Origin of the sequence: Flavobacterium sp., assembly GCF_043720215.1 — a bacterium.
In the GTDB taxonomy this organism is placed as follows: Bacteria; Bacteroidota; Bacteroidia; order Flavobacteriales; family Flavobacteriaceae; genus Flavobacterium.
Genome location: NZ_JAYSSZ010000210.1, coordinates 1 through 8,545, shown reverse-complemented (window position 1 = coordinate 8,545; position 8,545 = coordinate 1). Strand labels below are relative to the sequence as shown.

At 31.6% G+C, this 8,545-nt stretch carries 10 protein-coding genes; 7 read left to right on the top strand and 3 right to left on the bottom strand.

The genetic code is table 11. The features are described from left to right. Positions 1-107: 107 nt before the first annotated feature. On the bottom strand, positions 108-953 hold the full coding sequence (locus ACHZC3_RS09660) for a DUF2911 domain-containing protein (protein WP_394759655.1): 846 nt from the start codon (positions 951-953) through the stop codon (positions 108-110). Positions 954-1,091: 138 nt separating this feature from the next. On the opposite strand from ACHZC3_RS09660, the gene ACHZC3_RS09655 reads away from it, so the two are divergent. The 3 genes from ACHZC3_RS09655 (at position 1,092) to ACHZC3_RS09645 (ending at position 3,707) form a co-directional block, all read left to right on the top strand. After that, positions 1,092-1,562, top strand: coding sequence for a cell division inhibitor (locus tag ACHZC3_RS09655; RefSeq protein ID WP_394759654.1), 471 nt, complete (start codon positions 1,092-1,094; stop codon positions 1,560-1,562). A 2-nt stretch (positions 1,563-1,564) separates the two neighbouring features. After that, entirely contained in the window at positions 1,565-2,263 is a 699-nt protein-coding gene (locus ACHZC3_RS09650; RefSeq protein ID WP_394759653.1) for an SDR family NAD(P)-dependent oxidoreductase, read from the top strand. Positions 2,264-2,420: 157 nt separating this feature from the next. Continuing rightward, entirely contained in the window at positions 2,421-3,707 is a 1,287-nt protein-coding gene (locus ACHZC3_RS09645) for a cryptochrome/photolyase family protein (protein ID WP_394759652.1), read from the top strand. Here ACHZC3_RS09645 and ACHZC3_RS09640 read toward each other — a convergent pair. Continuing rightward, on the bottom strand, positions 3,704-4,351 hold the full coding sequence (locus tag ACHZC3_RS09640) for an HAD family hydrolase (RefSeq protein ID WP_394759651.1): 648 nt from the start codon (positions 4,349-4,351) through the stop codon (positions 3,704-3,706). The two genes, ACHZC3_RS09645 and ACHZC3_RS09640, sit on opposite strands and share 4 nt — an antisense overlap. Before the next feature lie 283 nt (positions 4,352-4,634). Between ACHZC3_RS09640 and ACHZC3_RS09635 the strand changes: the two genes are divergently transcribed. The 3 genes from ACHZC3_RS09635 to ACHZC3_RS09625 are packed head-to-tail and all read left to right on the top strand — an operon-like array spanning position 4,635 to position 6,051. Beyond that, positions 4,635-5,177, top strand: a complete 543-nt coding sequence (locus tag ACHZC3_RS09635; RefSeq protein ID WP_394759656.1) for an RNA polymerase sigma factor — start codon at positions 4,635-4,637, stop codon at positions 5,175-5,177. Positions 5,178-5,207: 30 nt separating this feature from the next. After that, positions 5,208-5,588, top strand: a complete 381-nt coding sequence (locus tag ACHZC3_RS09630) for a hypothetical protein (RefSeq protein ID WP_394759650.1) — start codon at positions 5,208-5,210, stop codon at positions 5,586-5,588. 10 nt (positions 5,589-5,598) lie between these two features. Beyond that, positions 5,599-6,051, top strand: coding sequence for a sensor of ECF-type sigma factor (locus tag ACHZC3_RS09625; protein ID WP_394759649.1), 453 nt, complete (start codon positions 5,599-5,601; stop codon positions 6,049-6,051). A gap of 7 nt (positions 6,052-6,058) precedes the next feature. Here the strand turns inward: ACHZC3_RS09625 and ACHZC3_RS09620 are convergent, their stop codons facing one another. Next, the gene (locus tag ACHZC3_RS09620) at positions 6,059-7,111 is read right to left on the bottom strand and encodes a WD40/YVTN/BNR-like repeat-containing protein (RefSeq protein WP_394759648.1); all 1,053 of its coding nucleotides are present in this window, start codon (positions 7,109-7,111) and stop codon (positions 6,059-6,061) included. A 125-nt stretch (positions 7,112-7,236) separates the two neighbouring features. Here ACHZC3_RS09620 and ACHZC3_RS09615 point away from each other — a divergent pair. After that, on the top strand, positions 7,237-8,545 hold a 1,309-nt coding region (locus ACHZC3_RS09615; RefSeq protein WP_394759647.1), incomplete at its 3' end, for a KUP/HAK/KT family potassium transporter.

The window sequence follows — 8,545 nt, the reverse complement described above, 5'->3', positions numbered from 1 at the left end:
TATAAAACTAAAAACAGCACCAAAAACGTTTTTGGTGCTGTTTAATTTATCTATTTTTGTCTAATAATCTGTATCGATTATTTAGGACTAGTCAATTTTTGGCAAAATTATTTCTTAGACCAATCTGCAATGCTGTCTTGATTCATTTTTACATAATCTTCATTTTTTGCTATTTGTGCTGCTGCTAAAGAAATTTTAGCGGTTTCAATAGCACCTTTTTTATCACCTAATTTAGCTTGTATTTGAGATTTCAAACGAGTGTACCAATATGGTTTTTTCTGGTTCAATTCGTATGCTTTATTCACATAGGTAAGTGCTTTATTTAAATCTCCGTTAGATTGAAAAAAGTATTGTGCCGATGAGTAATAATCTCCAGCCGTAGGTCCTGAAAGTGTTTTATCTATGCTTGCCATAGTTGCTTTTTGTGTAGGAACTTCAATTTTAACAGCAACAATTGTTTTTTCCCAAGAAAATTCAAGATTTGCAAAATTAATATCTGTATTATTTATTCCAATTGTAAATGTCTCGATATTTCTGTCTAAAGTCTCTGGTTTTGCATTTACTTTTAACACCACTTTTGCTTCGTCCCAAACTTCTGGATTCCCCCAATTATTAGTATCTGAATAAAAAATAACTTCCCAATTATCAGGTTTCGGTATGGTATAAATAGCATATTTTCCTTGTTTTAAAGGTGAGCCGTTTATAATAACATCATCTGTAAAAGTGATTGTTGTATTCTCATTTGCACCAGTTCTCCAAACTTTATCAAAAGGAACTAAATTCCCAAAAACAACTCTTCCTTTTGCACTTGGTCGGTGATATTCAATATCAATATCTGTCAAACCAACTGTTTGTATTAGCGTCGATTTTGGACTCGCTTGTGGCATTTTTACTTGAGCTTCAATCGTATAAGAAGCAATCATAAGGGCTATGGCAACAATTATTTTATACATTTTTTAAAAATTTATTTTCTCAAAGATAAAGTTTCAAATCCAAATCAATTGTTAAGAAAAAGATAAAATGAAAATATTTTGTTTAACTTTATAGTAAAAACATCAAACATTCGTACATTTACACAAAATTATTATCAAATGAAAATTTATACTTTACATTCAAAACAAAATTTACCAATAACCTTACAACAAGCATGGGATTTTCTTTCAGATCCTAAAAATCTAAAAACTATAACACCTGATTATATGGGTTTTATAATAAAATCTGGTGCAGATAAACCTATGTTTGCTGGACAAATTATTCAATATATTGTAACGCCAGTTTTAGGAATAAAAACCAAATGGGTAACTGAAATCACACATGTTGAAGATAAAAAATATTTTGTCGACGAACAACGTTTTGGTCCTTACTCTCTTTGGCATCACAAACATTTTTTAAGAGAAATTCCTGGTGGTGTCGAAATGGAAGATATTATAGATTATAAAATTCCATTGGGGATATTAGGGCAATTAGTTCATCCTTTTTTAGTGAAACCAAAATTGAAAGAAATATTCGAATACAGAGAAAAAAAACTAATTGAACTTTTTGGAGAATTTAAACAACAATAATCATGAAAAATATATTGTTAATAGGAGGTTCCTACGGAATTGGGCTCGCTATTGCTAAAGAATTAGAGTCTGGAAATAAAATATTTGTAGCTTCGAGAACAAGTGAAGGTTTAACCAATTTGAATGTCACACACATTCCTTTCGATGTTACTACTGACACATTAGACACCTCAAAATTACCCGATGTTATCGACGGCTTAATATATTGCCCAGGAAGCATCAACCTGCGACCATTCAAAGCACTAAAAATAGAAGCTTTCGAAAATGATTTACAAATTAATTTTATAGGAGCTGTCAGAGTAATTCAATCTGTTTTACCCAATCTAACTGCTACACAACAATCAAGTATCGTCTTGTTTAGTAGTGTTGCGGCAAGTATGGGAATGCCTTTTCATACTAGTGTTGCCGCTGCAAAAGGAGCCATCGAAGGTTTTGCAAAAGCACTTGCTGCCGAGTATGCACCTAAAATTAGGGTAAACGTGATTGCACCATCGCTAACTGATACACCACTAGCCGATAAATTCCTAAATAACGACGAGAAAAAAGAGAAATCAGCCTTGCGTCATCCACTAAAACGTTTCGGAACTGCAAATGATATTGCACAAATGGCGAACTTCCTGATTAGTGATAAAAGCAGTTGGATTTCTGGTCAAATTTTCCATGTCGATGGCGGAATGTCAACACTTTTAGTCAACAATTAAAATCTTTAGGAGCACAACATTCCGATTTTTTACAGCCATAATCCCGCTATTCATTACAATCTTTTTATTAAAAAATAAAAAGGATTTGCACTGCTATCGGGGCTAAATCGTAACTTGACGTTTTTTTACAACATTGTTTTACAACAAAACTTTACAAATGAACATATTCTGGTTCCGCCGTGATTTGCGATTAGATGATAATGTAGGATTTTTTCATGCTTTAAATAGTGATGAAACTGTTTTACCTATATTCATTTTCGATGATAACATACTTTCTCAATTACCCAAGGATGATTCTCGTGTAACTTTTATACATGAATTAGTAGTAAAAATGCAGGAACAATTGCAAGATAAAGGAAAATCATTAGCTATTTTTCACGGAAAACCATCAGAAATTTTCGAAAAACTAATTACTGAAAATAAAGTAAAAACAATTTACACAAACCATGATTATGAACCTTATGCTCGCAAACGAGATAAAGAACTGAATCAGCTTTTTGTGAACCACAATATCCAATTTCTAACCAGCAAAGATCAAGTCATTTTCGAAAAAAGTGAAGTCACAAAAGACGACGGAAAACCTTATGTAGTTTATACACCTTATTCTAACAAATGGAAGGAAAAATTTAAGCAAATAACACTAAAAAATTACAATTCTGAAGATTATTTAGATAAAATTTGCGTTCACTCCTACCCTTTTTTGAGTCTAAAAGCGATAGGATTTGAGACTTCAAAAATAACCATAACTCCTTATGATATTTCAGAAAATCTGATAGACAATTATGAAGCTACAAGAAATTTTCCATCACTAAATAAAACTTCTTTTTTAGGGATTTATCTTCGTTTCGGAGCCGTTTCTGTAAGAAAAATGATGAAAGAAGCTATAAAGAGTAAAAATGAAACTTTTTTTAAAGAACTCATTTGGAGGGAATTTTTTATGCAAATATTGTGGCATTTTCCACATACTATACATAAAAGTTTTAGAGAAAAATACGATGCTATTATTTGGGAAAACAATGAGGATTTATTCCAAAAATGGTGTGATGGAAAAACAGGTTATCCTTTTGTAGATGCAGGAATGAGAGAGCTTAATACAACTGGACACATGCACAATAGAGTGAGAATGATAGTAGCCAGTTTTTTATGCAAACATTTACTAATCGATTGGCGTTGGGGAGAAACTTACTTTGCTACAAAACTTTTAGATTACGAGCAATCAAGTAATGTAGGCAACTGGCAATGGGCGGCTGGTTCTGGTGTAGATGCAGCACCTTATTTCAGGATTTTTAATCCAACAGAACAAATAAAAAAGTTCGATAAAGACTTAAAATACATCAAAAAATGGATTCCAGAATTAGAAACTTCCCACTATCCTGAACCTATCGTAGAACACAAATTTGCACGAGAACGTTGCTTGAGAGTTTATAAAGAAGCGGTTGGTTAAGTAAGTTTGTCGAAACTTACTTCATCAAAATGACTAATTATTCTATCTGCTAGGGAATAATCTTGCAATTTAGAATTCACACTATCATAACCTATACAGTAAATTCCTGCAGCTTTTGCAGCTTTTATTCCGTTTGTGCTGTCTTCTATAACAATACAATTATCTTTTGGTGCTATAGATAATGAAGCAGCATGCAAAAAAATGGCTGGATCTGGTTTCGATTTTGGAAAATCTTCACCCGAAACAATATGTGTAAAATATTGATGTAAATCGAATCGATTAAAAACCCTATTGATTGTACTTTTTGAAGCTGATGAAGCAACTATTAATTGTATTTTATTGGAGTGCAAATTCTGAATGAGTTTGTGTACGCCATCTATGAGTTCTAAATCTGGTTTAGTATCGAAGGCATTGTTAAACAAATGCCGTTTTCGCAGAATTAAATCTTCGACTTCATGTTCTAGTTTGAAACTTTCTTTTAGTTTCTGAAAAACATTTCGAGTCGAATTACCTGTAAATGAAGCATACATTTCGTTAGAAACTTCAATATTAAGTTCTGCGAAATGTTGGTTGTAAGCATAATGATGAACAGGTTCGGTATCTACAATTACGCCGTCCATATCGAAAATTACAGTTTGAATCATTTTTTTAAGTGGCTAAGGTTCTGTGCGGCTAAGGTACAAAGTTGCAAAGGAAAGTTGGATTGCTTTTTTAAAGAAATTACAAGAATTCAATTTGATTCCTAAATATCCCGAAGCTTCGGGACTGATGGAAGTGGAAATCCTGTCATTGCAAGGAACAAAGCAATGACAGATTGTAACAACAGCAGGAATATGATTTGCAAGAAGGCGGAAATATTCGCTACAAAAAAAATTAAATTAAACCTTTTTGAATATCTTTAGTCTTACTTATAAAACAAACCTACTTTTGCAAGACGAAAAAGCTTTTATCGCCGAATTATTGAATCCGAAAACGCAAAATGATGCGTTTAGGAAGCTCTTACAATTGTATCAAAAACCGTTGTATAATCATGTGCGAAACATGGTTTTGAGTCATGATGATGCCGATGATGTATTGCAGAATACGTTTGTGAAGGTTTTTCAGAATTTGAAGAATTTTAAGGGCGATAGCAAACTTTTTTCTTGGATGTATCGTATCGCGACTAATGAAGCCATCACTTTTATGCAACAACGAGCAAAAAAAAGTGGTATTTCGAGCGAGGAAGCGCAACAAAAAGCCATAAATAAGTTGGAAAGTGATGTTTATTTTGATGGTAATGAGATTCAACTCAAATTACAAAAAGCAATTGCAATTCTGCCCGAAAAACAACAATTGGTTTTTAAAATGAAATACTTTGAAGAACTAAAATACGAACAAATAGCAGAAATAACAGGAACTTCGGTTGGTGCTTTGAAAGCTTCCTATTTTCATGCAGTGAAAAAAATTGAAGATTTTTTAAAAATAGATTAAACCTTTTTATATAATAGTAGTCTTAATAACATGAAACAATTTGATTTGAATAACGACCCAAAAATAGACAGCGGATTTAGAGTTCCAGAAAACTATTTTGAACAGTTTGAAGCTAAAATAATGAGCCAGCTTCCTGAAAGAGAAGTGAAAGTAATTTCTCTTTTTAAGACTAGAAAATTTTGGTTTTCGTCAGTAGCTGCGGTGTTTGTAATTGGTTTATTTATAACAATGTATTTAAATAATACTAAAACTGAAGATATAAGTACCGAAGATTATTTAGCTTATGAAACATCTATAACTACTGAAGATATTATCGAGCATTTGTCAGACGATGACATTACAATGATTGAGAAATCGTTAGAGTTATACGATCAAGAAACAGAAAATTATGCAAAAGACTATTTATATTAAAACATACAAAATGAAAAAAATAATTACAATCTTACTACTATTTTTATGCACTATAAGTTTTGCACAAGATTTTGAGAAAAGAGCAGAACGTGTAAAAGCACTTCGTGTGGCATTTATTTCGACCAAACTTGATTTGACAAGTCAAGAAGCTGAAAAATTTTGGCCTCTTTTTAATAAATTTAGTGATGCTCAAATGGATTTACATAAGCAAAAAAAGCAATTAATGCTTAGGCTTAAACCTGAAAACACTTCCGGAATGTCAGATTCAGAAACTCTAAAATTGTTAAATGAGTCAGAAAACATTGATGCTACAATGGAAACTAAAAAACGTCAATTTGTAAAAGATTTGCAAGGAGTAATTAGCCCTCAGAAAATAGTATTGCTAAAAGGTTTGGAAGAAGAATTCAAGAATACTCTTTTAAACAAGATGAAACAACGACAAGGAAGATTTCAGAAAAATTAAATAGTTTTTATTTAAAACTAATTTTTACAATTCTATTTTTTCCTGTAACAATCGCGGTTTTATTATCTATAAACCGAATAGTTAGAAAATCTTTGTCTGTAGCTAGTTGTTTCCATTTTTTTCCTCCATTTCTGGAATAATAAAGCCCCGTTGCACTTACAGCTACAATAGCTTTTCCTCCAGTATTAGGAATATATTGAATACAAGAAGCGTAACCAAATGCTTGCTTGTCAGCAATTAATTTCCATGTTTTGCCTCCATTATTTGTTACTGCTTTATTTTGAAAATTTTGTTCTAATTTTTCATAATTTCCGCCTGCAATAAATCCAATTGTCGAATCATAAAAATCGGCAGTAAAAATACCAGTCATTGCTTGCCCTTGAATTATTGGTGTTTCAACTGTTTCCCATGTCTCTCCTTTATCCGAAGAATGAAAAACTCTAGATTTTTTTCCACCAGAAACCATCCAAATAACATCATCTTTTATGATTAAATTGGTATTACTCGCAGCAAAAAAAGCTTCGCCATCTGCAAATTTTGGTAATTTCTTGCAAGATATTTTTTGCCAAGTTTGCCCTCCATCACTCGTTTTTATTATAGACGGACAGTCTTCGATTGGATCCCCTATCGCTATTCCTTCATCATCATTAAAAAACTGCATCGAATCATAAAATACTTTTTCGTGGTCTTCCTGATATACTAATTTTATCTGTGAACCATCTTTTGCTATTTGATACAACAAAGCTGGATTTGAAACAGATAGAACAAAAATATATTTGGAAGTTTGCGCAATGCTTCTAAACTCAATTTTTAGGTTTTCTTTAGCAATAACACCATTAAAATTAGTAGTAGAATCGAGAGAAACATAACCGTAATTACCATTATTTCCTGCATACCATGCTTTATTATTATCTATTAATAAAGCTCGAGAACTAATTTTTTCATTCAAAAGAGTATCAATGCTAATTTTAGAAAATCTAGGATTTTTTATGAAATTTTTATCTGTAATGCAGGAACAAAAAGCACTAGTAATCAACAAAATAGAAACTATTTTTTTCATATTAAAATTTTAAAATTCTAAATTACTAATTTTTGTACAGAATGGATTATAAATTTTAATAAAAATTGTAATCTAATCGGATTAAATATTTTAATTTTGTTTTCTTTTTCAAACACGAAAACAATATGAGTACTTCACACGGGCAAGACATACATAGCAAATGGTCAATTGCAGGATTACTAATAACTTTAGGGATTATTTATGGAGATATAGGAACCTCTCCATTATATGTAATGAAATCTATAATTGGATTACATTCTATTGATCCTCAAGTTGTTTTAGGTGGTATTTCGGCAATATTCTGGACATTAACGCTACAAACAACTCTGAAATATGTTCTAATTACACTTTCGGCAGATAATAATGGTGAAGGAGGAATTTTTGCGTTGTACGCATTAGTAAAACGAACCAAAGTAAAATGGCTTATAATTCCAGCAATTATTGGAGGAAGTGCTTTACTTGCTGATGGAATCATTACGCCACCAATTTCAGTAGCATCTGCAGTGGAAGGAATACGAATATATTATCCTGATATAAATACGGTACCAATTGTTATTGCGATTTTGTGTGTATTATTTATAATTCAACAATTCGGAACTAGTCTTGTAGGTAAGTTTTTTGCCCCAATGATGATGGTTTGGTTTGGTATGCTAGCTGTTCTTGGTATATTGCAAATAACACAAAACTATGAAGTGTTAAGTGCAGTAAACCCTTATTATGCATATAAATTATTAAGTATACATCCTGAAGGTTTTTATGTTTTAGGTTTTGTTTTTTTATGTACCACAGGAGCTGAAGCATTATACTCTGATATGGGACATTGTGGACGAAAAAATATTCGTATCAGTTGGATTTTTGTAAAAATTGCTTTACTTCTGAATTATTTTGGACAAGGTGCTTATTTGATAAAACACCAAGGTCAAACTTTAGCAAGTATAAATCCTAATAATGCAAATCCGTTTTATATGATAATGGCAGATTGGTTTCAACCATACGGAATTGTAATTGCTACAATGGCTGCTGTAATTGCTTCACAAGCATTAATTTCCGGTTCATTTACATTGATAAATGAAGCTATGAGATTGAATTTCTGGCCAAAAGTAAAAATTAAATATCCAACAGATCAAAAAGGACAAATTTACATACCGTCTATAAACTGGTTATTGCTAGCTGGTTGTATTGGTATCGTATTATACTTTGAAGAATCAGGAAAAATGGAAGCCGCTTATGGTCTTGCTATTGTACTTTGTATGATTATGACTACGCTATTGCTTATATATTATATGGTGATAAAGAGAGTTGCATTATATATTATTTTGCCTTTAATTTTGTTATACTTAATTATTGAGTTTAGTTTCTTAATAGCTTGTTTAGATAAATTTCCTCATGGTGGTTATGTAACAATCATTATAGCTGCGGTGTTAATTTTTGTGA

Coding starts and splice junctions, on each gene's coding strand:
- ACHZC3_RS09660 (WP_394759655.1), bottom strand. CDS start 953: ATGTATAAAATAATTGTTGCCATAGCCCTTATGATTGCTTCTTATACG.
- ACHZC3_RS09655 (WP_394759654.1), top strand. CDS start 1,092: ATGAAAATTTATACTTTACATTCAAAACAAAATTTACCAATAACCTTA.
- ACHZC3_RS09650 (WP_394759653.1), top strand. CDS start 1,565: ATGAAAAATATATTGTTAATAGGAGGTTCCTACGGAATTGGGCTCGCT.
- ACHZC3_RS09645 (WP_394759652.1), top strand. CDS start 2,421: ATGAACATATTCTGGTTCCGCCGTGATTTGCGATTAGATGATAATGTA.
- ACHZC3_RS09640 (WP_394759651.1), bottom strand. CDS start 4,351: ATGATTCAAACTGTAATTTTCGATATGGACGGCGTAATTGTAGATACC.
- ACHZC3_RS09630 (WP_394759650.1), top strand. CDS start 5,208: ATGAAACAATTTGATTTGAATAACGACCCAAAAATAGACAGCGGATTT.
- ACHZC3_RS09625 (WP_394759649.1), top strand. CDS start 5,599: ATGAAAAAAATAATTACAATCTTACTACTATTTTTATGCACTATAAGT.
- ACHZC3_RS09620 (WP_394759648.1), bottom strand. CDS start 7,111: ATGAAAAAAATAGTTTCTATTTTGTTGATTACTAGTGCTTTTTGTTCC.